Below are 26,173 nucleotides of genomic sequence, written 5' to 3'. Positions count from 1 at the left end.
CGAAGTCATGAAGTACGACAGCTGTTCGTAGAAATTGAATTGGATACAGATAAAATTGAATTTATTGATGAAATAAAATCAACTTTCAATAAAACTCCTCAAATTCAGCAATGTTATTATGTAACAGGTGAAGTAGATTTTGCATTGATTATGGTGGTTAATACTATGCGAGAATACGAATCCTTGACTCGAAAATTATTTTTTAGTAACTCGAATATACGACGTTTTAAAACTTTTGTCAACATGCATACAGTTAAAACTGGATTACAAATACCATTACCTAAGAATGATTCATAGCTACTTTGTTACTATTGTTCTCTACTAAACTATAACAAGAAATTTAATAAATAGATAGGCTAAACTACTAATATTTATCTAAATACCACCATATCGTACGAAGCTACCTAGTATTAACATGATTATACTAATCGTTGTCACCGCTATAATATGAAATGTCATGAGAGGAAGTTTTGTATCATCTGTTTTTAAACGAGGAAGCACATAAAATTGAGCACTCAAAGCCAATAATACAATTGTTGCTAAGCCTATCAGTTTTAATGAGACAACTCTTTCAATGGGGTTTTCGAATTGAAACCAATTACTAATCTTGATCGTGTAGATATAAGACATTCTTACTCCTGTAATAACCATAACTAATAAAGCTGGAAGTCCTATTCGTTCGTATTTACTTTCAAAAGAGAACAATTTCTCTATCGATTTTTCTTTCCATACTTGTGGTAAAATAACCAAACTTAATATAATATGTCCACCAACCCATATCGTAGCGCCTATTAAATGGAAAATTAATAATAGATGTAATTCGTGCATATCAAGAAATATTAATTCATTTTATTGATGATCTTATTTTACTAAAATCAACTGACTATTTACTAAAGCCTCTAACTTATGTATAACATTTGGTTCTATCGTTATATAGTCACTAGAGCTTAATTCTATTGTTTGTTCATTTTCATCTGAATACACTACTTTTCCAGTAACACATAAAAGCAAAGCAGGTATTTTTGTACTGTGCTCTTTTAAAACACTTTTTTCTAATAATTGAATTGATGTTACATTACTAGATTCGCCTTTGAAAATACTTATCGCTCCAACGCTTTTATCAGTATCATGAATACTATTTAAATTTGGTAAATTTTCCATAATGAATTATTTATCTTCTAAATTTATTCCAAATCAATTAAATACTCGACCAAATCTATCTTATATTTTCTTATTTATACTCAGTAATAATTAATTTTTAAATCAATTACCATTTCAAATAAAAATCACTTCACTTCTCCCCTATTTTGTTCGCCCACTTTTTCCGAAACATTATCGAACAACACTCGAACAAATCCTATTTCTAGTTTTATGATTTTCACCTCAACCCCTCTCCAATAAAAGAAAGTTGTATTCTTGTTATTCTTGCCTTTATATTCAATCTCAAATTTTTTCAGCTGGGTTGTAAATAAAATAATAAAAGAGAAAATTCATAAATTTCATATTCAATCCCATTTCATTTTTACCTTCCAGATGAATGTATTTTTTAATTTCCTTTACGATAGAATGAATATCTTTTCCATTTATTTTAAGATATTTGTAATATGGATGGTAAAACAAGAGCAAATATAAAACCTGGTATGCTGGTTAATATTGTATTGAAAAAGGATCAACGAACTGGCGAATTGACTGAGGGTATCGTGAAAGATTTATTGACTTCTGCGCCTTATCATCATCGTGGTATAAAAGTTCGTTTGACGGATGGACAAATTGGACGTGTGCAAGAAATTATTGAAGACGATTTTTAGAATGCATCAAACTATAAATTAAAAGCTCTTATCAATACAGATAAGAGCTTTTTACAATTTTTCACCTTTGCCTTTTCTATTTCAACAAATAGATTTTAATTAACAAATTGTGTGTTATAACAACTTAAACCATCTATTTGAATAATTTTATTTCAAAATGCACAACTGGTTTTAATTAAGAATCCTATAAATCGGATATTGTCTGTAAGTATTCTTCTCAAAATAAGGCGAATTTTTATAAACCCAATCCAACTGTGCTTCGCCATCATTAGCAAACTCTGGTTTTAATGCTTTTTCTGCTTCAAATGCGGTTTTCAAAACCACATTATTTTTCAATAATTCAGCAGCTGTATCCTCAAAAATATAAGCCGAATAATATTCTTTCTGACCTAATATTCCATCGAAAAAATTCCAGTTAAAGAACGAATCCAATGCCTCTGGTTCTAAGGTTTCAAGAATATATTTCACTCCATCTTGTTGTGTTGGCACAATATAATCTCCTTCAAAAAATTTAAGCGATTTCATCGATTTTGTAACCACCGTTTCGTAATGATTATAATGTCCTTCATATGCATTTTTATTGGTTTTAAAATCTGATATTTTATACGATTCGACGTTAATTAATGTATCATTTTCTATTCGTTTCATTTGAATATCATTTCGTTGCAAAGCTTCTACAACGCGATATTCAGCTTGTGGAAGAACATAATATTTCGGAATTGTAATGTAACTAATTGGTTTTGCAGAATTGAATAATTTAATTTTTTTTGTAAATGGTTTCGATCGATCATAGTACAATCTATCTTTTCCCGAAACCGCACTTGGCTTGTATCCTGCTTCAAATCCTTTAAAATTCATTGTTGTAAATTGAGTAGAATCTATTTTCCAACGAATTCCATATTGATTTCCGACCTGATATTGTTTTAGATTTTCTTTTCGTAAATTTCTGATTGTCAAATATTCTTTATCTAAATTTTCTAGATTTACCAACATATATTTATACGTTGCGTCTACACGGTTTTCATAAGGCTTTAACATATGTGTTTCGGGCATTGTGCTTAGTGCATTAAACAATGTTGTATAACCTGTAGAATAGCGTGGAGAATCTTCGAAAGCTGCAAAACCAATATCAGGAACATCGCCATGTATGTTCACATATTGCGTACTTTCGTAACCATTTTTTTGCATTTCGGCTAGATTATTTGCTTGATATGTCGTATAAAAATAATCGCCCAAAACATTTCCTACACGCGCTTTAAAAGACGAAATATAGGTAAATGTGTACTGATAATCTGCCCCATTACTTACATGATTATCAATAAAAACATCAGGTTTCAACCAATGAAAAATCGTCTGAAAGCTTTTTGCATTTTTTGAATCATTTTTAATAAAATCTCTGTTCAAATCATAATTTCTGGCATTTCCACGAAAACCATATTGTTCAGGTCCATTCTGATTTGCGCGCGAAAAAGCCCCTCTATTCAACATACCACTTACATTATAGGCCGAAATCGCAGCAATAATAAAATTCTTAAGCGGTTTAATTTTTTTCATTGCCAAATCTCGCATCAACATCATCGTCGCATCAATTCCGTCCGGTTCTCCAGGATGAATTCCATTGTTTACGAAAAGCACTGCTTTTGTTTTACGTAATTCTTTTATATCTTTTTCTTTAAATGGATTATAAACAACTACATAAATTGACTTTCCATTATCGTCTTCTCCTTTTTTTACATACTGTATTGTCTCAAAATTTTCCGCTAAATTTTGATAAAACACATTCATTTCATCATAGGTTGTAGTTTGATTTTTATTTCCTTTTTCGTAAGGAGTTATAAAATTATTTTGACCAAAAAGTAGTGTAGAAGTAAGAAATAAAAACAGTATTTTAAAATTCATATCATTAATTTCTTACTAAAATAGAGAGAATACAAAAGATTCAACATGAAAATGAATTATTTTTCTAAAATAATCTTCTACATACAGTAAAAAACATTTGAAATTATAAGGAGAAGCTCTTGTGGAGCTTAGGTAAACTTGTTACAAGTTGATTAATAAATTATATGTTCATTTTTTTTCTTGATAAAAAAAACGAACCAAAAAAAATCAAGTCCGTGCCTACAAGTCGGTCAATAACGACTACTCGCTAAATGCTTTAAATTATTCACATATAAAATGTGAACAGTAAATCATTTTTAACGCTCACTACGTAGAATTGACACTCGACTCTTCAGCAATGACAGCTTTAAAATTCGTTATTATAAGTGAATTTGAATATTGAAAAAGGAATTAAAAATCCGACGATTTAGTATCGAAATGAAATTCAATTCTAAATTATTGGAATAAAAAAAGTTGGAGTGTCTGAGTGGAACGAGTTGACAACTTTATGAAAATAATTTAGTTAGTTGAATCATTGAGAGACTACTGTCGGCATCTTTTTTTGTTTCGTTTTTTTTGGATGAACAAAAAAATGAAAAGAAGAAATATAGAATCACCCTATCCCTACTTCCTCTTATCATTTATTTTATTTAATTAACTCGTATATTACTGAAATTAAATAAATTAAAACATATAACAAAGTTCACGAATTCTACGACAGTGCAGATGTGCAAAGGCTACTTAACGTTAGTGAAAAAACGTTGTATCGCATGAGGAGAAACAAGACGATTCCTTGTTTTAAGCTCGGTAAAAAGTACTTTTTCCCAAAACATTTCTTTAATATAAAATTCTTGGATAAGAGCCTTTTTTGTTAAAGAATGTCTTATCCTAAAATAAGTTGACACCAAATCAACTTATCATGAAAGAATCATACTTAGAAAGAGAAAAGCGTACACAACGCGATTACACCTTAGGCTTTAAGTTAGCTGTTGTACGCCAAGTAGAAAAAGGCGGCTTTACGTATAAACAAGCCCAAAAACACTACGGTATACAAGTTCGACTAGGCACTCAATGGGGTTACCTGAGTTTAATAACAGATGCTTATTCAAGAAAAATAATGGGGTATTGCTTCCGTGAAGATTTATCAGCTGATGGTTGTATTGAAGCGCTTAACATGGCAGTAAATAACAGGCTTTATAATGAATCTATAATTCATCATTCTGATAGAGGATCGCAGTATTGCTCACATAAATATGTAGATTTATTACTCTCAAATAACATAGCTATAAGTATGACAGAAAAAGGTGATCCCTATGAAAATACAATGGCAGAAAGGGTTAATGGAATAATTAAAATGGAATTTAATTTATATGAAAGCACATTAGGTTTTGATCAGACAAAAATTAAAATTACTAATAGTATTAAAACTTATAATGAATTAAGACCACATACAAGTTGTGATTATTTAACTCCAAATGCTGCGCATTTGCAGTCAGAAAAATTAAAGAAAAGATGGAAAACTATAATAGAAGTTTTAATAATCAAAACTCCTTTGTATAGTAAATTTAGGATTAAGATCAATTGGTGTGTAACTATAACAGGATTTATTTAAAAACATGTATAGTTATTTTAGGACCGGGTCATTTGTTTATTCTAAAGCTAATACTTTACAGAAAAAAGAATTTGTAAACATAGTGTTCGACAGCAGTTTACACTATGAAAATGGGATTTATCAAATACCTACAATGATGGATTTATTTTCGAGTAACCATTTGAAAATAAAGGAAGAAAACTTTTTTATTTATACAAAAAAAGAGATTCTAAGTAATAGAATCCCTTTCAGCGGAGAGTGAGGGATTCGAACCCCCGGAGGTGTGACCCTCAACAGTTTTCAAGACTGCCGCATTCGACCACTCTGCCAACTCTCCAACACAGCGTTTATTGCCGTATTGCGAGTGCAAATATAGAACGCTTTTTCGAATTTGCAAATAAAAATTTTTAACAATTATTTTACGAAAACGTTTTCGTAAAATTCAATTCAATTTAAATTAAACAATAAAATAATGGTTAATAGCTACTTATTAGTATTCATAAAATTTAAAATTTCCTATTAAAAATTTATTTTTTTTCTATATTTTAGTATTTTCGTAGGAATAGTTGTGTTTTTATGACAATAATTAGTTTTTGTAAAAAAAATGTACGAAATCGTTATAATTGATTACTTTTGCCAAGAATTAAGTAAATAAACACAAATAAACATTTATTAAATGAACCACTCTTCTTATGATCAACAACTTGCATCTTTCAATGAAATGAGCAAAAAGGTTGTAGAATTCATTAAAATTGTTTCAGATTTATGGTATGATCAATCTGTTGAATTGGTAATTTTCCGTAATCAATTAGTTGATAAAAACGTTAGTGACATCGTAAATCTACATCAGTATGCTGAGGAATTTGTAGAAAAAAAGATTGCTATCGACGATACATTAGCGATTGCTAAAGCTATTTCTGAAGCTAAATTACCAGCTTCTAGACTTGATGTTGGAAAATTAGCTAAAGAATATATTTCTGGGAATTACGCTTCGGCAGAAGCTTTCGTTGAAGAGAAATTAGGTGCAAGCAAAAATGTAAAAAGTGTTGAACCAAAAGACGTTGTTTTATACGGTTTTGGTCGTATCGGACGTTTATTAGCTCGTGAGTTGGCTTCTCAAATGGGAAAAGGTCAACAATTAAGATTACGCGCTGTTGTAACACGTGATAAAAACGATCCTGTTTTGTTAGAAAAAAGAGCTTCTTTGTTACGTCATGATTCTGTTCATGGTGATTTTGACGGAAACGTTGTAGCTGATCACGAAAATAATGCTTTAATCATCAACGGAGTTTCTGTTTATATGATTTCTGCAGCTCAGCCAGAAGAAATTGATTATACTACTTACGGAATTAATAATGCTTTAATTATTGATAACACAGGTGTTTTTAAAGATGAAGAAGCGTTATCTCGTCATTTAAAATCTGTTGGTGCTGATAAAGTTTTATTAACAGCGCCAGGAAAAGGTGTTCCGAATATTGTTTACGGTGTTAATCATGAAGAATATAGCCCAGAAAATGTAAATATATTCTCAGCTGCTTCTTGTACAACAAATGCAATTACACCTATTTTGAAAGTTGTTGAAGATAATTTAGGTGTTGTAAAAGGGCATTTAGAAACAATTCATGCTTATACAAACGACCAAAATTTGGTTGATAATATGCACAAAAAATATCGTCGTGGACGTGCTGCTGCTTTGAATATGGTAATTACTGAAACTGGTGCTGGTAGTGCTGTAGCAAAAGCTTTACCAAGTTTAGCAGGTAAATTAACTTCGAATGCAATTCGTGTTCCTGTTCCAAATGGATCTTTGGTTGTCTTGAATTTAGAAGTTAGTAAAGATACTTCTGTAGAAGCGGTAAACAATTTGATGAAAGATGCTGCATTGAACGGAGAATTAGTTGAGCAAATTAAATTTTCGTTGAACAATGAATTGGTTTCTTCGGATATTGTTGGAACTTCTGCTCCGTCGATTTTCGATAGTAATGCGACAATTGTTTCTGCCGATGGTAAAAATGTTGTGATGTATGTTTGGTATGATAACGAATATGGATACAGTCACCAAGTAATGCGTTTAGCAAAACACATTGCAGGTGTTAGAAGATATACATACTATTAATAGTATTTTTTCCCTTTATTTAAAATTAATCCGTTAACATTTATTTGTTAGCGGATTTTTTTTGTAGGATATTCATTTAAAAATACTTAAGTAAATTTTATGTATTATTTTTGTTAATGTTATATTAATATTAGTTTAGAAAATTAACTTTTTTTAAAAAAAACTTAAAACAATTTATCGTATGAAAAAACTTTACTTTTTTAAATCATCCTTATTAACATTATTGTTATCAGGATTTGCTTTTGGACAGGGAACAGAAACTTTTGAGTCCCAAACAGCATTAAGTAGTTCTTATGCAACAGGATCATTTACTGGAGAAACAGGAGGAATTGTATGGAATTATACAAATGCAAGAAATGAAAGTACATATCCAATCACAAATAAAGGAATCCTATTTCAAGCTTCAGGAAATACATTAGAAACTACAATTTCTAATGGAATCGGAAAATTATCTTTTGATGTCAGAAAAGCTTTTACTGGAGGTTCAAATAATAGAAAGATTGAAGTATTAGTAGATAATGTAGTTGTTTACACTTCACCAACATTTGGAAAAGCACAAACGGATGCTACTATTCATTCATTTGAAGTAGAAATAAATAAGTCAGAGGCAGCTGTTATTACATTTAGAAATGCAGGACCACAACTTACTTTAGATAATATTTCTTGGACTGCCGCTGGAATAGCAACGGAAAAACCAGTTGTGTCTCCACGAACAATTACAGGAACTTATGGTGTATTATTGCCTGATGGAGCTGTGACAGCAACTAATAATCCTACCTTTTGGACTCAAACAGGTATTTTACCTTTAGGAATTACATTTGATAATGGCGTTTTCTCAGGTACACCTGAACAAGCAGGAACATTTACAGCACAGGTAGCAGCCACAAATCAATATGGAACTTCTGATCCGGCTACTATAACTTTTGAAATTGCAAAAGCAAACCAAACAGTAGATTATAACTTTGAAGCTTTAGTTCAAAACCAAGGAACCACTTTTTCTGGTTTACCATCACAAACAGATCAAGGGTTAAATATTGTGTATACTTCTGCTGATAATTCTATTGTTTCTATAAACGGAAATAGCTTATCATTTGATGGTATTGGTTCTACAACTATTAATGCAACTGCCGTTAGTAATAATAATTATAACGAATTTAGTACAACTTTTGATGTTTCAGTAACAGATCCTAATGCTACTTATTGTTTTGAGGAAACATTTGATGGTTTAAATGGTAATAATACAAGTACTGCAGGATCTAATAAGGCTTGGAATGGGAATTCTAATTTTCCTACTGTAGTTACTGTTTATCAAGCAGGAAATGCTATTAGGTTAGGTTCAAGTAATAACAAAGGGGGGATAACATCAAAAGTGTTAGATCAAATAGCTGGTAATGTAATAGTTTCTTTTGATGTAAAAGGTTGGACAGCAATTGAAGGAAGTGTCAATGTTACATTAGGTTCAGAAACTAAAAATGTTGTTTATACAGCGAAAATGGCAGATAATTTCGAAACACAAACTGTAAGTTTTGAAAACGTAGCTGCTGGTTCTACTTTAAAATTAGAAACATCGGCAAAAAGAGCATTTATTGACAATGTTAAAATTCAATGTTCAACAGCTGAAAACTCTACAACTTGGGACGGAACTGCATGGTCTAATGGAACGCCGGATCTTACAAAAGATGTAATCATCAAAGGTAAAGTAACAGTTGATACGCAATTAGAAGCTAAAACGTTTACAGTTTCAGATGCTGGAGGTTCAGTTGTCGTAAAGTCAGGTGCTCGTTTAATCGTTGATGGGAAGATCGACAATCAAGCTGGTCTTACAGGATTAGTTGTAGAAAATGGTGGTAATTTAATCCAAAATCAAAACGTTGCTAACTCAGGAGCAATTACAGTTAACCGCGATAGTAAATCGATGGTTCGTAATGATATGACGTTCTGGTCTTCTCCGGTTCAGCAGGAAGCATCGCAACAAACTATACGTTCATTCTCTCCGGAAACATTATACAATCGTTTTTGGACATATAATGAAACAACAGATGAATTTACTCAGATTTTAACTTCAGATACAGACTCAAAATTATTTGAACCAGGTAAAGGGGTTTCTATCCGTGTTAAAAACACTTTACCAACAGGGCAAAATACAATTCATAATGGTGCATTTTTAGGTGTTCCGTTCAATGGAGATATAACAGTTCCTGTTCAATTTACAGCAAATGGATACAATTTAGTTGGTAACCCTTATGCTTCTAACATTAATGTGGAAAAATTCTTATTAGCAAATGAGAATGTTAATTCATTATATTTCTGGACACATCAATTCCCTGTTGGTTCTTCAGAATATGCAAATAATTATGCCGCATTCAACGTTGTAGGTGGTGTTATTCCTGATTTGTCAAACATTTCTGTTGGACAAGGATTTATCGTAGGACTTTCTCAAGCTACACCTACAGTTAATTTTAACAATACAATGAGAACTTCGCAAGATGCATTTTTCTATAAAAATTCAATTGCAGAGAAAAACAGAATTTGGTTAAGTTTATCAAAAGAAAGTAAAACAATTAGCCAAATTTTATTAGCTTATATGGATGGAGCTACAAACGATGCGGATAATCAAATTGATGCAAAAGTGATGCAAAGAGGATCTTCAGCAATCTACTCATTGATTAATAATGAAGCATATGCAATCCAAGGACGCAGCTTACCTTTTAAAACTGATGATGTCGTAAAATTAGGTTTTGAAACTTTAGAGCAAGGAAATTACACAATCAATATAGAGAAAGCTGATGGGTTGTTTGAAAAAGGACAGATTGTTTATTTAAGAGATAAAGAGTTAAATCAAGTACATAACTTATCAGAATCAGCTTATTCATTCACTTCTAAAGCAGGAATATTTGATACTCGTTTTGAACTTGTGTATACAAATAAAACATTAGGTACAGATGAATTGTCAAAAGAAAATGTTATTGTTTATACTAAAAACAATACAATTGTAGTGGATGCAAAACAAAATAAAATTTCTTCGGTAGAGTTGTATGATATTCAAGGAAGAAAAATATTTGTGAAAAATAACATTCGTGCAAGTGTTTACCAAGTTGAATCTTCTGCAAAAGGAATTTTAGTTATAAAAGTTCTGACTGAAGACGGAAAAGTTAAGACTCAAAAAGTTGTAAACAAATAATTTAACATCTAATAAAATAGTACAATATGAAAAATATAAAACAAATTATCTTAGTTGCAGGAGTTTTGCATTGTTCAATAGGTCTATCTGCTCAAGAAAATAAGATTTCGTTCTTTGAATCAACTAATCAAAATGAAAGTTCTGCTAGACCAGGAACCGGTGGTGGTGGAACAGATGTTGAAGATGCTGATCCAGCACCAATCGATGATTATTTACCATTATTGGTAATAGGGGCAGGATTGGTTGCTTTACGTTTCAGAAAGCAGTTATTAAAAAACTAATTTCTAAATTATATAAAAAAAGAAAGCTTCTCTATTTTTGAGAAGCTTTTCTTATTTTATCTGTTCCAAACTATTCGCAATTGCTTTATATAGAACTTCACCCATTCTTTCACAATTTTCGTAAGATTGATCTTTATAAAACTTTGCAAAACCAGTTCGTAATTGTGCAACATTTTCTGGTTTAGAAATATGATCATTTTTCATGATTTTCATTAAATCACGAAAACGTTTCGAACTATTCGAAATTCTTTTCGAAATCAAGGATTTTACTTCTTTTCTATATTGATCGACAGAATTTGGTTTCAAGCGATTATTCACCAAATCAACCATAATTTTATTTTCTTTGAAATACTGTGGTCGATAAATTTTTAAATTTCCTTCATAACATTGTTGATCGAAATCTATTGGTCGAATTCTATAGATAACTTGATCAAAATCGTGAATTGGAATCACCACATAATTATACGATCGCATATCACCTAAAAGACCAATAAAACAGCGTTCATTGAACTTTACAAACTCTTTTGCAATCTGATTTTTCTCTAAATCATTACATTTATCCAAATAATTTTTGATAAAAACATCTCCTGGAATTCCTAAAATATGCTCTTCAATCAATGTATTTTTGTAGACCAAAAAATTGATTCGATGTGGAGACAAAATATCTTCTAATTCTAAACCATAAATACGCGAAGCATCTGCTTTTTTGATGTAAAAATTGGTATAATTATCATTCAAAATATTACGAACCCGAATACGAAAAGGTTTCGAATTTCCGAACGTACAATAATCAATAGAATCAACAACAAGATAAGGCAAAGACTCCTCATCTCCGTCTGAATGTAAGTAGGTGTAAATTCTGTTTAGACTATCTTGAATTTCCTGATGTTCCGAGTCGGTATAATAAACACCTAACCAATGCGTATCATTTCCTTCCTTATCTTCCAATGCTACACAACCCGAAAAACGCATCAAATCATCATATTCTACACTCGCTTTTGTTTTGCGATGATATTTCTCTAAATAATGATTTAATTCGTCACTCACAGGATAAATAGGCTTTCTAAACTCTATTTTTACATCTTTCATTTCATGCTTATTAGTCTATACGAAGATAGGTCTAAATTTATTTTTTAAAATTGTTTATTGGATTAATATTTGCTAAATTCAAACATAATCTAAATCTAAATAAAATGAATATTCAGGTCAGAAATTTGACTCTTGAAGATTATAGTGATTTGACTGAATCTACAAAAGAAGCCTATCACAATCAGCTTGGAACTTGGACTGTCGACGAAATTAAAGAATTATTAGCTATTTTTCCGCAAGGTCAACTTTGTGTTGAAGTGGATGGAAAAGTTGTTGCTTCGGCATTAAGTATTGTGGTTAATTCGAAAAAAACGAATATCGAATCGAATTATGATACGATAACATCTAATGGTAAATTTTTAAAACATGATCCAGAAGGTGATGTAATGTATGGAATTGAAGTTTTTGTTCATCCAAATTATCGTCAATTGCGCTTGGGAAGACGTTTATATGACGAACGTAAAGCGCTTTGTGAAGAAATGAATCTAAAATCAATTGTAGCTGGTGGACGTATTCCAAATTATCATAAATATTCGCAAGAATTATCTCCTAGACAATATATAGAAAAAGTAAAAAGTAAAGAAATTTATGATTCAACTTTAGCTTTTCAGATTTCGAATGATTTTAATGTTAAAAAAATCTTGAAAAATTATCTGAAAGATGATAAAGAATCCTTAGAATACGCCACTTTATTAGAATGGAATAATATCTATTACGAACCTGAATTGAAATCTAATTCACCGACAAAACGTACTATTCGTCTTGGTTTGGTGCAATGGCAAATGCGTTTATTTAATGGTTTACAAGATTTTTATGATCAAATTGAGTTTTTCGTAAGTGCGGTAAGCGATTATGGCTCTGATTTTATTATGTTTCCAGAATTTTTCAATTCGCCGTTGATGAGTCCATATAATCATTTGAAAGAGATTGAAGCGATGCATCAATTAGCAACGATGACGGACGATATTGTGAAGAAAATTCAAGAATTTGCAATTACATATAATGTCAATATTATTTCAGGATCTATGCCTCATCTAAAGGAAGGAAAACTATATAATACGTCATTTTTATGTCATCGTTCGGGGAAATTAGATTCGTATAGTAAAATACACATTACACCAAATGAGTTCAAATATTACGCATTGAATGGTGGCGATGAAATAAAAGTTTTTGATACCGACTGCGGAAAAGTAGGTTTACTAATTTGTTATGATGTCGAATTTCCTGAATTGAGCCGTATTTTAGCCGATCAAGGAATGGAAATTTTATTTGTTCCATTTATGACTGATACGCAAAATGGTTATACGCGAGTACGTAGTTGTGCGCAAGCTCGTGCAATAGAAAATGAGTGTTATGTGGCTATTGCAGGCTCTGTGGGAAATTTACCGCGTGTGAATAATATGGATATTCAATATTCACAATCGGCAGTTTTCACACCTTCAGATTTCTCTTTTCCAAACAATGGAGTTAAAGCAGAAGCAACTCCGAATACAGAAATGGTACTGATTTCTGATGTTGATCTTTATCTTCTAAAAGAGTTGCATGAGTATGGAACTGTAAAAACGATGAAAGACAGACGCAAGGATTTGTATGAAGTAAGACTAATAAAAACATAAAAAAAACCTCCAAATTGGAGGTTTTTTTTAGTTCTTATTCCCATTGGTTAGACTCGAATAAGAGCATAGACCTTAGGTTCGGTTAAGTATCTGTACTAAAATTAGAAATATTTTTTATAAGGGACAAATATTTTTTAGAAAACTTTGAACTTTAACATATTTCAATTTTGTTTTATAACTCTAATTCGAAGATTTGAATAAACTTTTCATTGAAATTATTTGAAACAAATTGATTAAAATAGATTTTTTTTCCATCGTTAGAAAAATGCGGAATTCCCGTTAATTCATTATTGATTTTTTGAACTTGATAGATTTGTTTAGATTTTTTTTCGGTTAAATCATTTAGATATATTTTATCGTTAACAAAATAAATAGCATATTTTCCGTTTGATGAAAGATTGAATGGAGAGGTAATCGAATTTTCTAAAAAAGAATATTGAATAATTTCATTCGAAACTAAATTTACACCAAATAATTGCGTTTTATCAAATTCATCTTCCATCAAAAAATAGATAATTTTCCCGCCAGGAGAAGAACGTAACCAATGTCTAAAATTACTAATTCCATGTTGAGTAAAAGTGATTCGTTTCTGCGAAATACAACTTGGCACATCTGGCAAAGTAGTTAAAGTTCCTTTTAAATTATCGTTTTCATCAAACCTTATTTCATTTGGAATTTCAGCAATAAAAATTTCCGTTTTCAAATTCCCTTTTTCATCACGCACATGTCCCTGAAATGCGATATTGTTTGTTGAGTTAATCCAACATTCATCAAAAGCTTTTTCGACTTCATCACTTCCATTTTTAGGATTTGTCACTATTTTCGAAACGATAATCGAGAACATTTCACCAAAATTATTCTCTAATGTTTTATCAAAATCAACCTCAACTTTTTTTGGAAACATCATTCCAACCACTCGCTGATCTTTTATGTTAGAATTGTGTTTGGATTCTTGTTCCAAGACATAATCGTTGTAAGTAAAACTAATCCAATTCTTCTCTTTTTGCCACGAATGCGAATGTGTTCCTCCACGCAAAGCACCATTTGTAAAGGGAAAATTTATATTTCGAGCATCCATAAAAATAGGCTGATTTGGAAATTCTAAATCAATTGTGACACCTGTCCTTCTTGTTGCCGAATACGGATTTGCTTGATTCGCATTTCGAATACCATGAATAAAAATAACTTTATTCTCAACTTGCGAAAAAGAGGCTGCACCTACACCAGGACCAAACTCTGTTTGATTATTTGTTGTATAAATAATTTCGGATTCGTAAGTTTTCGTGTGAAGTAAACAGATAGAAGAAGTCTCTCCTATTTTTGTATCATCATTACGTGTATCAAAAACAAGATAATTGCCATCAACCGATTGAATTTGATTATGATGAAGCGTATGTCCAAAATCATCATAAGTTAACTGCTTTACCATATCGTATTGTTTAATAATATTTTATTTACTTAATAAACATTTAACAAGCAACTAAAAACGTAATTATTTGATTACTAGAAACATTCTTTATAAAAATTTGTTACAAAACTGTATTTTATTTTTTTTTGTCTAGATTAATTATAATTAAAAATATAATTTTTTCAATGTTTTATTTTCCTTAGTATAAGTTTTGTTAAACCTTAAACAACAAAGGTAATATTTAATGAAGATTTTGGAAAATCTACAACCAGAATTGATTCGCAATATGTTCCACAATCTGGAAATAATAACAACAATTAAATAGTTTTACTCGTATAGACATGTTGTCAATGATATTATTTCTCCTTATCCAAAACAATTGCCTTTTTTGATGGTAAAGTTTGGAATTTCTGGAAGTAGAAAATAAAAGCTCAGTTACAGACTGAGCTTTCTTTTATTTATACCAACTACTATACATCAAATAATTATTGGCGATTCTTTCTATTTCTCCTTCTTTCAATTCTTTTGGAACATCTTTAATTTTTTTCGCTGGAATTCCAGCCCATAATTCTCCTTCTTTTACATGCGTTCCTTTGGTTAAAATTGCACCAGCAGCAATCAAAGAATTAGATTCAACAATGCAATCATCCATCACAATTGCGCCCATTCCAACCAAAACATTATCATGTATTGTACAACCATGTACAATAGCATTATGCCCTATCGAAACGTTATTTCCAATTGTTGTTGGCGATTTTTGATACGTCGCATGTATTGTTGCGTTATCCTGAATATTTACTTTATTCCCCATTTTAATATAATGTACATCTCCACGCACAACTGCTGAAAACCAAATTGAGCAATCATCTCCCATTTCTACCTCTCCTACAACCACAGCATTATCCGCTAAAAAGCAGTTTTCACCGAACTTTGGTGTATGCCCATTTAATTCTTTAATTATTGCCATAACAAAATCTATAATTCTAATGATAAAGATACATTTTTATAGCGTATTTTTGTAGAACTATGAGAGTATACGAAGAAATTACACCAAATAATAATGTGATGAAGTTCGTTTGTGACGAGACTTTAACACAAGGTGGCGTGGAATTCGATAAAGAATCTACAGCTACCGAATCTCCTTTAGCGCAAGTTTTATTGACTATACCATTTATTCAAAAAATATTTATCACAGCGAATTTTGTTGCGATAGAAAAAATAGATGCTGTTGATTGGGCTGATGTTACAGAAGATTTGAAAGAAATTATCAATGAACATTTAGAAGAAAATGCAATTTTAGCACCAATGAAAAAGGCTCCTATTTCTATTTATGCAGAAATGACGCCTAATCCTGCTGCGATGAAATTCGTTTCAAATTCTATGTTAGCGCCAGAAATCATCGAGATAAAATCGAGAGAAAAAGCTGCTGGAGTTCCATTAGCTGTTGCGATTTACAAAGAATATCCTTTTGTTGAAGAAGTTTTTATTGTTGATAATTATGTTTCTTTAACGAAAAACGAAACAGAAGATTGGTCACTTTGGGCGATGGATGTTCGTTCGTTTATTACGAATTATTTACAAGCTGGAGGTCCTGTTTTTGATGAATTTTATGAATTCACAACAGAAGCTCCTGAGCATGTTGTGGTAAAACCTGCTGAAGAGTTTTCTTCTGTTGAGCAACAAATCAAAGCTATTTTAGACGAATATGTTCAACCAGCAGTTGCAAATGATGGTGGAAATATCGAATTAATTGAATTTGATGAAGAAACGCGAACAGCAAAAATGTTATTACAAGGTGCTTGTTCTGGTTGTCCATCTTCTACAGCAACGCTTAAAAATGGTATCGAAGGTATTTTAAAACAAATGATGCCTGATGTTGTAGACAACGTTGAAGCTGTAAATGGATAAGATTAAACACATAGTATCAAAAAAATCCAACTCGTTTTGAGTTGGATTTTTTTTATTTAATATCTCTCGATTATTCATCAAAAAAGTCGATAGAACGACGATAATTATAAAAAAATAACCTTCTGCGAGCTTCTAAATCATTGACACGAATCGACGAAACATCATCAATCTGAAAATACAAAGAGCCTTCGTCCGTTCCTTCCGAACCAATACATTTTAACTCGAAATCATCTTCAGTTAAATTCCGAATAAAACCTGCAAAACGACTATTGTTATTTAATTGAATACGTGATACATATTCGGTTTGATCATTTATTTCGCCTAAAATTTGACGAACCCAATTTTCTTCTGCTGTTGCATTAAATGTGATTGGATTTTCTTGATCCAAATCGGTGTGATGTTCTTTCAAATAATTGAGACATTTGCAGTAATCATCAACATCTATTCGACTAATTTTAAAATAAGGTTCGATTAAAATTCCATCTTTTTTACCATATTTCGAAATGTGTTGCATCGTAAAAAATTCGTCATTAAAATCTAAAATATATCCAGCCCAAAAATTGTCTCCTTCTGGATCATTGTAAACGGCAATAATTGATTGATTTTCTTTTGAGTGTTGTAATATTTTATAGAAGTTAGAATTCATATTTCTTTGGGTTAAAAAGTCAAATTACGAATCTTTGTGGATAAAAAAAAGGTTCTTGATTATTTCAAAAACCTTTTCTTTCTATTAATTCGCTTTTCGGAAAATCGAAGCTTCATAACTTAATGATTGCCAATCTCCTTTTTGCAGATTATCTAATTTTATTTTTTTGTAGATATTTTCTTCTCCTGCAACTGTTATTGTAAATTGTGTACGATCTAAAATATTTTTTTCAGTAATTGTATAATTAATATCAAATTTCTTTTTTGTCAATTTCTCTACAATTGGTTTTAAATAAGCTATAGCAGCTTCAGAATTTTTGAATTGTTCGTTTTGTGGAAATTGCACATCAAAATATCCTTCGTATGTAAAATCTGGTTCTGTAATAATCAAATTATAAGGATCAGCAAACAAGGCTGGACGCTGTTTTTGGTATTCTTTTTCAGTTTTATATTGACGTTTTTCTTCTTTATAAATCAACGGATATTTATCAGCAAGAACAGCTAATTTATCGGTATCATAAGAATACGGAATTCCGTCATGAAAAACATTGTAGAAGGCAGGATTTACCAACCATTGATCGACAATTTTCTTATCTTTTACCATATAAATCATTACTCCATTATCTTGTGCTTGAAAAGTAGATGATTGATATCCATACTCCAAAATTGGTTTTCCTAATTGTATAGCCGCAGCATTTTCTAACATAAAATTAAACTTCTCATAAGCCTTTGTTTCATCGCTTAAAGGAGCCATTCCATATACTTTTGTCGAAGCATCTACATTTTTATCATTAATCATAGAGGTTACTTGCGCTGTTGCAAAATTTGCAAGAACAACAGTGGCTGTAAGTAAAATTTGTTTTATCATGTATTGTATATCTTTATTTTAAAATGTGTTCCAAATTTATTGATAAATTTCGATAGTTATCTTACCTGATTGTGTATTACTTCCGCGATACATTCCGGCAGTGTTAAAAGGAAAACTTGCTTGACCATTTTTATCTAAAATAATCATTCCGCCATCGCCTCCTAAATCACCAATTTTCTTAATAACTTCTTCACCAGCTTTTTTCGAAGAAAGTTTCTTGTAATTCATCAAAGCCGCAACATCATATGCCGCAACAGCTTTTATAAAATATTCGCCCCAACCTGTACTTGAAACACCAACTTCGCTATTTGCATACGTTCCAGCACCAATAATTGGCGAATCGCCTACTCGACCAAAACGTTTATTTGTCATTCCACCAGTCGAAGTTCCTGCCGAGATATGACCTTTATTGTCCAAAGCAACTGCTCCAACAGTACCAAATTTTTCGTCAACAAAATTGAATGGAACATACGCTTGTGTTTTAGCATCATGGTCTAATTCCATTTTTTCTTTATCCTTTTCCAAAACTTTTTGAAGAGAATTCCAGCGTTCCTCAGTTTTAAAATAACTTGGATCAACAATTTCTAAACCTTGAGTTTGAGCAAATTCTTCTGCTCCTTTTCCAACCATCATCACATGAGCAGAATTTTGTAAAACAGCTTTTGCTGCTAAAATTGGATTTTTAATCGTTGTAACTCCAGCCACAGCACCAGCTTGCATTGTATTTCCAATCATCAACGAAGCGTCTAATTCATTTTTACCTTCATGCGTAAAAACCGCTCCTTTTCCTGCATTAAACAAAGGTGAATTTTCCATTACTTTTATGGCTTCTATCACTGCATTTTCACTTTCGCCACCTTGTTTGATGACTTCATAACCTTTTGTCAAAGATTCAGCTAAAGCATCTCGGTACGCTTTTTCCTTTTCGGGTGTCATATTTTTTTTCAAAATTGTACCAGCACCACCATGAATTACCAAAACAACTTTGTCTTGTTTCGTTTGTGCATATGTCGTCATCGTCAAAACGGATAAGATTAAACCAACTATTTTTTTCATGTGTAAAATTTTATTCAACGCCTAAAAATAGAAAAGTTTATAGAAATTAACTATTTTTAGCATTGAATTTGATAACGAAATATCAACAACTGTTATTAAACAAATAAATTACCTATGAACTCTAATAAACACTATCTCTCTAATAACATTTTATTGCAATTAGCTTTTATTGCAATTATACTTTTAGTTTTTGGATTAATTACCAAAAATTTATTGGCTTTTTTTCCAGGTTTTCTTGGTGCTTTGTGTTTGTACGTTTTGCTCCTGAATCCTTTGCAATGGTTAGTTAAAGTAAAAAAATGGAACAAATTAGGAAGTGTAATCTTTTTAATGATTAGTAGTGCAATTCTAATTATAGGACCTCTTTATTTATTAATTCAAATGTTAACGAATAAGGTTATGGTGCTATTAAATGACACAGCTCAAATTAAAAAAGATGTCAATAAAATTATTGAAATGTTGCAAACCAAATTTCATATCGATGTGTTTAGTGCAACAAACATTGAAAAAATAACACAAGTTGGAGGTAAATTATTAGAAAAAACACTGAATGCTTCAATGGATATGACAGTTCAGTTGGGTGTTGCTTTCCTTATTTTGTATTTTATGTTGATGAACCATCAAAAACTTGAAAATTGGTTTTACAGAACAATTCCGCTTAAAACAAGTAATTTAGTCAAAATGAACAAAGATTTGAAAGATTTAGTTATTTCAAATGCTGTCGGAATGCCATTAACAGCCTTTCTACAAGCAATAATTGCCTACATTGGATATCTTATATTTGGTGTAGATGATGCGTTTACTTGGTTTATTTTAACCATTTTTGCTGCAATGTTGCCTGTCGTTGGTGCCGCACTTATTTATGTACCTCTTGGACTATTTTTACTTGCAAAAGGTGAAACTGGATCAGCGGTTGGATTATTAATTTATTGCTTTGTAATTGTTGGGCTTTCAGATAATTTAATCCGTTTAGTTTTACAAAAAAAAATGGCAGATGTTCATCCATTAATTACTATTTTTGGAGTAATCGTTGGTTTAAATCTATTCGGATTTATCGGAATTATATTTGGACCTATCTTATTTTCAGTATTCTTTTGGTTAGTCAAATTGTACAAATACGAATTTATTGATCCAAATCCTGAAGATTAATTATTATTAAAAACCAATTAAAAATGAGTATAGAAAACTTTAAATTCTTTAAACCTTTAGAACCACGTTGGAGCGATTTTGATCCAATTGGTCATGTAAATAATGTATTTTATTTCGAGTATTTCCAGATCGGTAGAGCCTATTATATGATGGCTTCGAGCAAAAAATGGCAATGGACGCGACACATGTTTGTCATTGCACATATGGAAGCGAGTTACCAAAAAGAATTACGTCCAAATGCGATAGAACCTCGTATTGGTGTACGAGTTACAAAATTAGGAAATAAGAGTTTCGATTTTGAATATATTGTCACAAGTAAAAGCGAAAATGGTGAAGATGTTATTCATTGTATCGGAAAAAGTACACAAGTAATGTACGATATGGAAGAGAAAAAATCGATGGAATTGCCAGATTGGGTAAAAAATGATTTTAAGAATTACGAAGGTAATCTTTAGAAAATAATCCTAAAAAAAATACAACAGTAGTTAAGTCTTTTCATTAGATAATGATTAGATTTAACTACTTTTTCTTTTTAAACTCGTTGCGTTATGAAAAATTTGTTTTTAATGCGTCATGCAAAAAGTAAATGGAACGAAAATGTTTCAGATCAATTTCGTTCTATCACAGAGATTGGTGAATTCAAAACGAAGAAAGTAGCAAATTATATTCATCAAAATTTTGAATTGAAATTTGATCAAATATTTTCGAGCAAAGCAGTTCGAGCAAAAGAAACTTCTCTACTTGTCAAACCTATTTTATTTCCTAATCAAACCATTCATATCGAAGATGATTTGTATACTTTTTCGCATTATTTATTAGACAAATGGATTAGAAATTTGGATAATGAATTGCAAAATGTTCTTATTTTTGGACATAATCCTGCGTTTACAGATATTACCAATCAGTTAGGAAATGAAATGATTTACAATCTTTCGACTTCTGGATTTGTCTGGATACAGTTTGATTCTGATAATTGGAAATCGATTCAAAAAGGAAAAACTATAAAAATAATTTTACCTAAAGAAATTAAATGAAAAAATATATAAACCGCGAAATCAGTTGGCTTTCTTTCAATGCGCGCGTGTTGCAAGAGGCTTCTGACGAAACAGTTCCGTTGTTAGAACGAATTCGTTTTTTAGGAATTTATTCGAACAATTTAGATGAATTTTATTCGGTTCGATATTCTACAATTTTGCGCTCGATACAGTTCAAAGATGTAGAAATTGTTTATCAAAATATTGTACCAGATCAAACGGACGAAGAATTGATCGATGAAATCAATGAAATTGTGCGTCAGCAGCGAGTCCAGTACGATGATTTGCATAATCAATTATTCAAAGAATTAGAGAATCACAATATTTTTGTGATAGATGATACATCGATTCCTGAGAATTATTTAGAATTTATTTCCGAATATTTTTACAACGAATTTATTCATACGGTTGGAGTTTTTATTTTAGATGATATTAAAAAAGCACCGCCTTTACGCGATGGATCGTTCTATTTAGCGGTGAAAATGCAATTAAAAGACAAAGTTCAATATGCACTTTTGATTGTTCCAACGCATTTATTTTCGCGTTTTATTGTGCTTCCAAAGTATGATCAAAATACGTATGTCATGTATTTGGAAGACATTATTCGTTTTCATTTGAAAGATATTTTCAAAATGTTTGATTTCGAAACAATTGAAGCACATTCCATCAAAATTACACGAGATAGCGAACTTGATTTTGATAACGATTTAGAACATAGTTTATTAGAAAAAGTCATCAATAGTTTAGAAAATCGTAAAAAAGGTGTTCCTGTCCGATTAGTTTATGATGCTGAAATTGCACCAGATACGTTGAAATTTTTCTTGAAAAAATTACGATTAGATGAATATGATAGTATCAATCCGGGAGGAAAATATCACAACAAACGAGATTTGATGAGCTTTCCAAGCTTTGACATTCCAAATTTAACGTACGAAAAAATAAAACCAATTATTCAGAAAAAACCTTTTGAATATAACAGTTATTTTCAGGCTTTTACGGAAAATGAGGAAATGATGATGGCGCCTTATCACGATTATTCTTTGTTGTTAAAATTTCTTCGAGAAGCTGCAATTGATCCTAAAGTAACCAAAATAAAAATTACAATTTATCGTGTTGCAAAGGATTCGCAAGTGATGCATTCGTTGATAAACGCAGCGATGAATGGAAAAGAAGTAACAGCTGTTTTGGAACTTCGTGCGCGATTTGATGAATCGAATAATGCGATGTGGTCGAAAAAATTGCAAGAAGCTGGTGTGAATGTTATTTTTGGGGTTCCGGGGTTGAAAGTACATTCGAAAATTGGTTATATCGAACGTAAACCAGAAGGAATGTTGGCGCAGAAATATGTGTTTATTAGCACAGGAAATTTTCATGCAGGAACAGCAAAAATTTATACAGATTATACGTATTTCACAACCAATCCGGGAATAACAAAGGATGTTGAACAGATTTTTAAATTTTTCGGAGCTAATTATTTGAACTTAACGTACAATCATTTATTGGTTTCACCTTATGGAACGCGTAAAAAAATTGTCAAGATGATTAAACGAGAAATCAAAAATCATCAAGCTGGTTTACCTGCGGAAATCAACATGAAACTAAACAGTTTAAGCGATAAACAAATCATTGATTTATTGTATAAAGCTTCTCAAAAAGGAGTAAAAGTCCGTTTGGTTGTGCGTGGAATTAATTGTTTGATTCCTGGAGTTAAAAATCTTTCCGAAAATATTGAATGTGTCAGCGTTATTGATAAATTTTTGGAACATCCGCGTGTGTATTGGTTTAAGAATGCAGGCGATGACAAAGTTTATATTTCCTCTGCAGATATGATGGAACGTAATTTGGATAATCGTGTAGAAATTGCGTGCCCGATTTACGATCATAAATTCAAAAAAATAGTTATGGATACGTTTAATTTGAGTTTTGAAGATAACGTAAAAGGTCGCCAAATAACGGCTGAATCTTCTTTAGAATACAAACGAAACAATAAAAAACCAAACCGCTCTCAGTTTATGACCTATGAATATTTTAAAAAATTAAACGAACAAGAAAATGAAGATTAGAAAATTAGGAGCAATAGATATTGGATCTAACGCCATGCGATTGTTGATTAATTATGTTTACGAAGAAGAAGGTCGTACGCCAATTTTTAATAAAACCAGTATTGTGAGAATGCCTATTCGTTTGGGACATGACGTTTTTATTGATGGACAAATTTCCGAAACAAATATAAATCGTATCTGTGATGCTATGTTGTCTTATGCATTGATGATGAAGGTTTATGATATTGAAATTTATAAAGCTTATGCAACTTCTGCCATGCGCGAAGCCAAAAATGGAAAAGATGTTGTAAAAAAGGTGATTAAAAAATCTGGAATTAACATCGAGATTATAGATGGAAAAACCGAAGCTGAATTACTTTTTAATACAGAATTAGGTGATTTTATACAAGACGAAAAAATCTATTTGTATGTAGATGTTGGTGGTGGTAGTACCGAATTAACATTATTAAAAGATAATAAGGTTTTTACGTCAAAATCTTTTGAAGTAGGAACTGTACGTTTGTTGGAAAATAAAGTTTCACCAAATACTTTTAACGAAATGAAACAATGGATTCACGAAAATATTGGTGATGATGAAGTCGAATTAATTGGTTCTGGTGGAAATATCAACCATGTGTACAAATATTCAGGCGTAAAACTAGGAATGCCTTTGAGTAGTGTTTATGTCAAAAAACATTATCAAATTTTACAAACGATGACTGCGGAAGAACGTATGCAGAATTTCAATATGAAACCCGACCGTGCTGATGTAGTGGTTTATGCATTAGAAATTTATAGTAATGTACTAAAATGGTCGCATGCAAAGAAAATTCATGTTCCGAAAATTGGACTTTCGGACGGAATTATTCGAAAAGTATATAAAGATTTAGAAAAATAAATACTTCTATTATAAGGTCAGATTAATCTGGCCTTTTATTTTGATTAAAATTTTATAAAACAAAAAAAAGCTTGAACAAATGTTCAAGCTTTCAGCGGAGAGTGAGGGATTCGAACCCCCGGAGGTGTGACCCTCAACAGTTTTCAAGACTGCCGCATTCGACCACTCTGCCAACTCTCCAATAACGCAGTCTACTGCGGTATTGCGAGTGCAAATATAGAACGCTTTTTCGAATTTGCAAACCTTAATTTAAAGTTTTTTTAATACAAAAACATAGTTTATTCAGTATCAAATAAATATTTTAAAAAAAATTATACAATAACGACCAAAGCTATCTGAATAAGGAAACCAAGCGTAAAAAACAAAGCGGCAAACTTCAATAAAGTAAAACGAAAAGTTTCATTCAAGATTAATTTATTGACCAATGGTTTCGAGATTTTTTCGTCCAAAAGCTTTTCTACTTTTTTATAGAAAATCAATAATAAAATTATAATCATTATAACAACGACAAATACAAAAAAAGAACTCATCGAATGATAAAACATCACTCCCATCGCCATTCCTAATACAGCTAATATTAATTGTGGCAACTGATTAATTGCTTTCCGAATCATTTCTTCGGTTTTACTTAACCAATCAGCTCCAAGAATTTCTGGCGCAGCCATCCAAAATGCAAGAAATTGCAATATCAAACCAAGTAAAGTAAAAATTTTTATCATTCTCAAAAATTCAATTATAGTTAAAGATAAAAAAAACCGTTTAAAATAAATTAAACGGTTTTCATATTATTCTTTTCAAAAAAGATTATTCTTCCTCTTCTTCGTCTTCTTTCATCGTATGATAAACGTTATTTACGTCCTCATCTTCATCAAATTTCTCTAACAATTTTTCGATGTCAGCTTTTTGTTCTTCTGTTAATTCTTTTGTTGTTTGTGGAATTCTTTCAAATTCTGATGAAATAATTTCATATCCACTTTCTTCCAAAGATTTGAAGATTGTTCCGTAATTCTCAAAAGGTGCAATTAATACAATTCCATCTTCATCCTCAAAAATCTCCTCTACTCCAAAGTCAATCATTTCAAATTCTAATTCCTCTAAATCTAGATTTTCAGGTTTTTGAATCTTGAAATTACAGATATGATCAAACATAAATTCAACAGAACCTTGCGTTCCTAATTGTCCATTACATTTACTGAAATAAGAACGAACGTTAGCTACTGTACGATTGTTGTTATTTGTAGAAGTTTCAACTAAAACGGCAATTCCGTGAGGTCCATAACCTTCAAAAATAACTTCCTTATAGTTTTCTGTATTTTTATCAGATGCTTTTTTGATTGCGCGTTCGATATTATCTTTAGGCATATTTACAGCCTTCGCATTCTGAATTACCGCGCGAAGATGAGAATTTGAATGCGGATCAGGTCCTCCTGCTTTTACTGCCATTACGATATCCTTCCCAATTTTAGTAAACGCTTTAGACATTGCTGCCCAACGTTTTAATTTACGTCCTTTTCTAAATTCAAATGCTCTTCCCATTTATACTTGTTTTAATAGTTGCAAATTTATTCATAAAACGAAAAAAATCCAAGAACTATGTCTTGGATT

General features: G+C 31.1%; 24 protein-coding genes, 2 tRNA genes and 1 pseudogene. 14 read left to right on the top strand and 13 right to left on the bottom strand.

Annotated features, from left to right (window positions below; all coding sequences use genetic code 11):
- A partial coding sequence (locus B3I31_RS13035; protein ID WP_291046406.1) for an Lrp/AsnC ligand binding domain-containing protein occupies positions 1 to 297 on the top strand: 297 nt, incomplete at its 5' end.
- 78 nt (positions 298 to 375) lie between these two features.
- Here the strand turns inward: B3I31_RS13035 and B3I31_RS13030 are convergent.
- Both B3I31_RS13030 and B3I31_RS13025 read right to left on the bottom strand, forming a co-directional pair.
- Entirely contained in the window at positions 376 to 828 is a 453-nt protein-coding gene (locus tag B3I31_RS13030; RefSeq protein ID WP_286495935.1) for a CopD family protein, read from the bottom strand.
- 33 nt (positions 829 to 861) lie between these two features.
- The gene (locus B3I31_RS13025) at positions 862 to 1,161 is read right to left on the bottom strand and encodes a hypothetical protein (RefSeq protein ID WP_286495936.1); all 300 of its coding nucleotides are present in this window, start codon (positions 1,159 to 1,161) and stop codon (positions 862 to 864) included.
- Between the two features lie 443 nt (positions 1,162 to 1,604).
- Between B3I31_RS13025 and B3I31_RS13020 the strand changes: the two genes are divergently transcribed.
- The gene (locus B3I31_RS13020) at positions 1,605 to 1,808 is read left to right on the top strand and encodes a YwbE family protein (protein ID WP_286495937.1); all 204 of its coding nucleotides are present in this window, start codon (positions 1,605 to 1,607) and stop codon (positions 1,806 to 1,808) included.
- Between the two features lie 171 nt (positions 1,809 to 1,979).
- On the opposite strand, the gene B3I31_RS13015 is transcribed toward B3I31_RS13020, so the two are convergent.
- Entirely contained in the window at positions 1,980 to 3,707 is a 1,728-nt protein-coding gene (locus tag B3I31_RS13015; RefSeq protein ID WP_286495938.1) for a hypothetical protein, read from the bottom strand.
- A 662-nt stretch (positions 3,708 to 4,369) separates the two neighbouring features.
- Here B3I31_RS13015 and B3I31_RS13010 point away from each other — a divergent pair.
- Positions 4,370 to 4,561 (top strand): helix-turn-helix domain-containing protein, encoded by a 192-nt coding sequence (locus tag B3I31_RS13010; protein WP_286495961.1) that lies wholly within the window; start codon positions 4,370 to 4,372, stop codon positions 4,559 to 4,561.
- A 44-nt stretch (positions 4,562 to 4,605) separates the two neighbouring features.
- A pseudogene (locus B3I31_RS13005) lies at positions 4,606 to 5,187 on the top strand (DDE-type integrase/transposase/recombinase); the annotation flags it as partial.
- Positions 5,188 to 5,529: 342 nt separating this feature from the next.
- Here the strand turns inward: B3I31_RS13005 and B3I31_RS13000 are convergent.
- Positions 5,530 to 5,614: transfer RNA gene (locus tag B3I31_RS13000), tRNA-Ser, on the bottom strand.
- Positions 5,615 to 5,953: 339 nt separating this feature from the next.
- Between B3I31_RS13000 and B3I31_RS12995 the strand changes: the two genes are divergently transcribed.
- The 3 genes from B3I31_RS12995 (at position 5,954) to B3I31_RS12985 (ending at position 10,855) form a co-directional block, all read left to right on the top strand.
- Entirely contained in the window at positions 5,954 to 7,393 is a 1,440-nt protein-coding gene (locus B3I31_RS12995; RefSeq protein WP_286495940.1) for a glyceraldehyde-3-phosphate dehydrogenase, read from the top strand.
- A gap of 181 nt (positions 7,394 to 7,574) precedes the next feature.
- On the top strand, positions 7,575 to 10,574 hold the full coding sequence (locus tag B3I31_RS12990; protein ID WP_291046416.1) for a hypothetical protein: 3,000 nt from the start codon (positions 7,575 to 7,577) through the stop codon (positions 10,572 to 10,574).
- Positions 10,575 to 10,639: 65 nt separating this feature from the next.
- Positions 10,640 to 10,855, top strand: coding sequence for a hypothetical protein (locus B3I31_RS12985; protein ID WP_291065907.1), 216 nt, complete (start codon positions 10,640 to 10,642; stop codon positions 10,853 to 10,855).
- Positions 10,856 to 10,906: 51 nt separating this feature from the next.
- Here B3I31_RS12985 and B3I31_RS12980 read toward each other — a convergent pair whose 3' ends face one another.
- Entirely contained in the window at positions 10,907 to 11,944 is a 1,038-nt protein-coding gene (locus B3I31_RS12980) for a hypothetical protein (RefSeq protein ID WP_180904915.1), read from the bottom strand.
- Positions 11,945 to 12,048: 104 nt separating this feature from the next.
- Here B3I31_RS12980 and B3I31_RS12975 point away from each other — a divergent pair, with 104 nt between their 5' ends.
- Positions 12,049 to 13,560: a carbon-nitrogen hydrolase family protein gene (locus tag B3I31_RS12975; RefSeq protein WP_219034775.1), complete on the top strand. Its 1,512-nt coding sequence runs from the start codon at positions 12,049 to 12,051 to the stop codon at positions 13,558 to 13,560.
- Positions 13,561 to 13,732: 172 nt separating this feature from the next.
- Here the strand turns inward: B3I31_RS12975 and B3I31_RS12970 are convergent, their stop codons facing one another.
- Positions 13,733 to 14,989, bottom strand: a complete 1,257-nt coding sequence (locus B3I31_RS12970) for a DUF3748 domain-containing protein (protein WP_291078052.1) — start codon at positions 14,987 to 14,989, stop codon at positions 13,733 to 13,735.
- Between the two features lie 433 nt (positions 14,990 to 15,422).
- A complete protein-coding gene (locus B3I31_RS12965) occupies positions 15,423 to 15,935 on the bottom strand; it encodes a gamma carbonic anhydrase family protein (protein ID WP_286495943.1) in 513 nt (170 codons plus the stop codon).
- Positions 15,936 to 15,994: 59 nt separating this feature from the next.
- Between B3I31_RS12965 and B3I31_RS12960 the strand changes: the two genes are divergently transcribed.
- Positions 15,995 to 16,876, top strand: a complete 882-nt coding sequence (locus B3I31_RS12960) for a NifU family protein (protein ID WP_125348840.1) — start codon at positions 15,995 to 15,997, stop codon at positions 16,874 to 16,876.
- Between the two features lie 70 nt (positions 16,877 to 16,946).
- Here the strand turns inward: B3I31_RS12960 and B3I31_RS12955 are convergent, their stop codons facing one another.
- The 3 genes from B3I31_RS12955 to B3I31_RS12945 form a co-directional block, all read right to left on the bottom strand.
- Positions 16,947 to 17,522 carry a hypothetical protein gene (locus tag B3I31_RS12955; protein WP_125348839.1) on the bottom strand — a complete coding sequence of 192 codons (576 nt, stop codon included), beginning with the start codon at positions 17,520 to 17,522 and terminating at the stop codon, positions 16,947 to 16,949.
- Positions 17,523 to 17,606: 84 nt separating this feature from the next.
- Positions 17,607 to 18,389, bottom strand: coding sequence for a hypothetical protein (locus B3I31_RS12950; RefSeq protein ID WP_280049999.1), 783 nt, complete (start codon positions 18,387 to 18,389; stop codon positions 17,607 to 17,609).
- A gap of 36 nt (positions 18,390 to 18,425) precedes the next feature.
- Positions 18,426 to 19,445, bottom strand: a complete 1,020-nt coding sequence (locus tag B3I31_RS12945) for an isoaspartyl peptidase/L-asparaginase family protein (RefSeq protein ID WP_291060451.1) — start codon at positions 19,443 to 19,445, stop codon at positions 18,426 to 18,428.
- A 114-nt stretch (positions 19,446 to 19,559) separates the two neighbouring features.
- Between B3I31_RS12945 and B3I31_RS12940 the strand changes: the two genes are divergently transcribed.
- From B3I31_RS12940 to B3I31_RS12920, 5 genes are all read left to right on the top strand, one after another.
- Positions 19,560 to 20,594 (top strand): AI-2E family transporter, encoded by a 1,035-nt coding sequence (locus tag B3I31_RS12940; protein ID WP_291060453.1) that lies wholly within the window; start codon positions 19,560 to 19,562, stop codon positions 20,592 to 20,594.
- Between the two features lie 23 nt (positions 20,595 to 20,617).
- Complete coding sequence (locus B3I31_RS12935) at positions 20,618 to 21,049, top strand: acyl-CoA thioesterase (protein ID WP_052217929.1); 432 nt, start codon at positions 20,618 to 20,620, stop codon at positions 21,047 to 21,049.
- A gap of 93 nt (positions 21,050 to 21,142) precedes the next feature.
- Positions 21,143 to 21,628: a SixA phosphatase family protein gene (locus B3I31_RS12930; protein WP_038336593.1), complete on the top strand. Its 486-nt coding sequence runs from the start codon at positions 21,143 to 21,145 to the stop codon at positions 21,626 to 21,628.
- The gene (gene ppk1, locus B3I31_RS12925) at positions 21,625 to 23,691 is read left to right on the top strand and encodes a polyphosphate kinase 1 (protein ID WP_221856143.1); all 2,067 of its coding nucleotides are present in this window, start codon (positions 21,625 to 21,627) and stop codon (positions 23,689 to 23,691) included. Before B3I31_RS12930 ends, ppk1 begins: the two co-directional genes overlap by 4 nt.
- Entirely contained in the window at positions 23,681 to 24,568 is an 888-nt protein-coding gene (locus B3I31_RS12920) for a Ppx/GppA phosphatase family protein (RefSeq protein ID WP_291060456.1), read from the top strand. The genes ppk1 and B3I31_RS12920 overlap by 11 nt, the downstream gene beginning before the upstream one ends.
- Before the next feature lie 95 nt (positions 24,569 to 24,663).
- On the opposite strand, the gene B3I31_RS12915 is transcribed toward B3I31_RS12920, so the two are convergent.
- The 3 genes from B3I31_RS12915 to B3I31_RS12905 all read right to left on the bottom strand — a co-directional run bounded on the left by B3I31_RS12915 (position 24,664) and on the right by B3I31_RS12905 (position 26,104).
- A tRNA-Ser gene (locus B3I31_RS12915) sits at positions 24,664 to 24,748 on the bottom strand.
- A gap of 131 nt (positions 24,749 to 24,879) precedes the next feature.
- Positions 24,880 to 25,287 carry a hypothetical protein gene (locus tag B3I31_RS12910; RefSeq protein ID WP_219034769.1) on the bottom strand — a complete coding sequence of 136 codons (408 nt, stop codon included), beginning with the start codon at positions 25,285 to 25,287 and terminating at the stop codon, positions 24,880 to 24,882.
- A gap of 85 nt (positions 25,288 to 25,372) precedes the next feature.
- A complete protein-coding gene (locus B3I31_RS12905; RefSeq protein WP_219034768.1) occupies positions 25,373 to 26,104 on the bottom strand; it encodes a YebC/PmpR family DNA-binding transcriptional regulator in 732 nt (243 codons plus the stop codon).
- Positions 26,105 to 26,173 lie beyond the last annotated feature (69 nt).

The organism is Empedobacter sp. UBA3475 (assembly GCF_002378465.1).
Taxonomy (GTDB): Bacteria; Bacteroidota; Bacteroidia; order Flavobacteriales; family Weeksellaceae; genus Empedobacter; species Empedobacter falsenii_B.
This window is presented reverse-complemented; position numbering and strand designations above follow the sequence as displayed.

What these genes read in the sequence shown, in the direction of transcription:
- B3I31_RS13030 (WP_286495935.1), bottom strand. Translation starts at nt 828, where the DNA reads ATGCACGAATTACATCTATTATTAATTTTCCATTTAATAGGCGCTACG.
- B3I31_RS13025 (WP_286495936.1), bottom strand. Translation starts at nt 1,161, where the DNA reads ATGGAAAATTTACCAAATTTAAATAGTATTCATGATACTGATAAAAGC.
- B3I31_RS13020 (WP_286495937.1), top strand. Translation starts at nt 1,605, where the DNA reads ATGGATGGTAAAACAAGAGCAAATATAAAACCTGGTATGCTGGTTAAT.
- B3I31_RS13015 (WP_286495938.1), bottom strand. Translation starts at nt 3,707, where the DNA reads ATGAATTTTAAAATACTGTTTTTATTTCTTACTTCTACACTACTTTTT.
- B3I31_RS12995 (WP_286495940.1), top strand. Translation starts at nt 5,954, where the DNA reads ATGAACCACTCTTCTTATGATCAACAACTTGCATCTTTCAATGAAATG.
- B3I31_RS12990 (WP_291046416.1), top strand. Translation starts at nt 7,575, where the DNA reads ATGAAAAAACTTTACTTTTTTAAATCATCCTTATTAACATTATTGTTA.
- B3I31_RS12980 (WP_180904915.1), bottom strand. Translation starts at nt 11,944, where the DNA reads ATGAAAGATGTAAAAATAGAGTTTAGAAAGCCTATTTATCCTGTGAGT.
- B3I31_RS12975 (WP_219034775.1), top strand. Translation starts at nt 12,049, where the DNA reads ATGAATATTCAGGTCAGAAATTTGACTCTTGAAGATTATAGTGATTTG.
- B3I31_RS12970 (WP_291078052.1), bottom strand. Translation starts at nt 14,989, where the DNA reads ATGGTAAAGCAGTTAACTTATGATGATTTTGGACATACGCTTCATCAT.
- B3I31_RS12965 (WP_286495943.1), bottom strand. Translation starts at nt 15,935, where the DNA reads ATGGCAATAATTAAAGAATTAAATGGGCATACACCAAAGTTCGGTGAA.
- B3I31_RS12960 (WP_125348840.1), top strand. Translation starts at nt 15,995, where the DNA reads ATGAGAGTATACGAAGAAATTACACCAAATAATAATGTGATGAAGTTC.
- B3I31_RS12955 (WP_125348839.1), bottom strand. Translation starts at nt 17,522, where the DNA reads ATGAATTCTAACTTCTATAAAATATTACAACACTCAAAAGAAAATCAA.
- B3I31_RS12950 (WP_280049999.1), bottom strand. Translation starts at nt 18,389, where the DNA reads ATGATAAAACAAATTTTACTTACAGCCACTGTTGTTCTTGCAAATTTT.
- B3I31_RS12945 (WP_291060451.1), bottom strand. Translation starts at nt 19,445, where the DNA reads ATGAAAAAAATAGTTGGTTTAATCTTATCCGTTTTGACGATGACGACA.
- B3I31_RS12940 (WP_291060453.1), top strand. Translation starts at nt 19,560, where the DNA reads ATGAACTCTAATAAACACTATCTCTCTAATAACATTTTATTGCAATTA.
- B3I31_RS12935 (WP_052217929.1), top strand. Translation starts at nt 20,618, where the DNA reads ATGAGTATAGAAAACTTTAAATTCTTTAAACCTTTAGAACCACGTTGG.
- B3I31_RS12930 (WP_038336593.1), top strand. Translation starts at nt 21,143, where the DNA reads ATGAAAAATTTGTTTTTAATGCGTCATGCAAAAAGTAAATGGAACGAA.
- ppk1 (WP_221856143.1), top strand. Translation starts at nt 21,625, where the DNA reads ATGAAAAAATATATAAACCGCGAAATCAGTTGGCTTTCTTTCAATGCG.
- B3I31_RS12920 (WP_291060456.1), top strand. Translation starts at nt 23,681, where the DNA reads ATGAAGATTAGAAAATTAGGAGCAATAGATATTGGATCTAACGCCATG.
- B3I31_RS12910 (WP_219034769.1), bottom strand. Translation starts at nt 25,287, where the DNA reads ATGATAAAAATTTTTACTTTACTTGGTTTGATATTGCAATTTCTTGCA.
- B3I31_RS12905 (WP_219034768.1), bottom strand. Translation starts at nt 26,104, where the DNA reads ATGGGAAGAGCATTTGAATTTAGAAAAGGACGTAAATTAAAACGTTGG.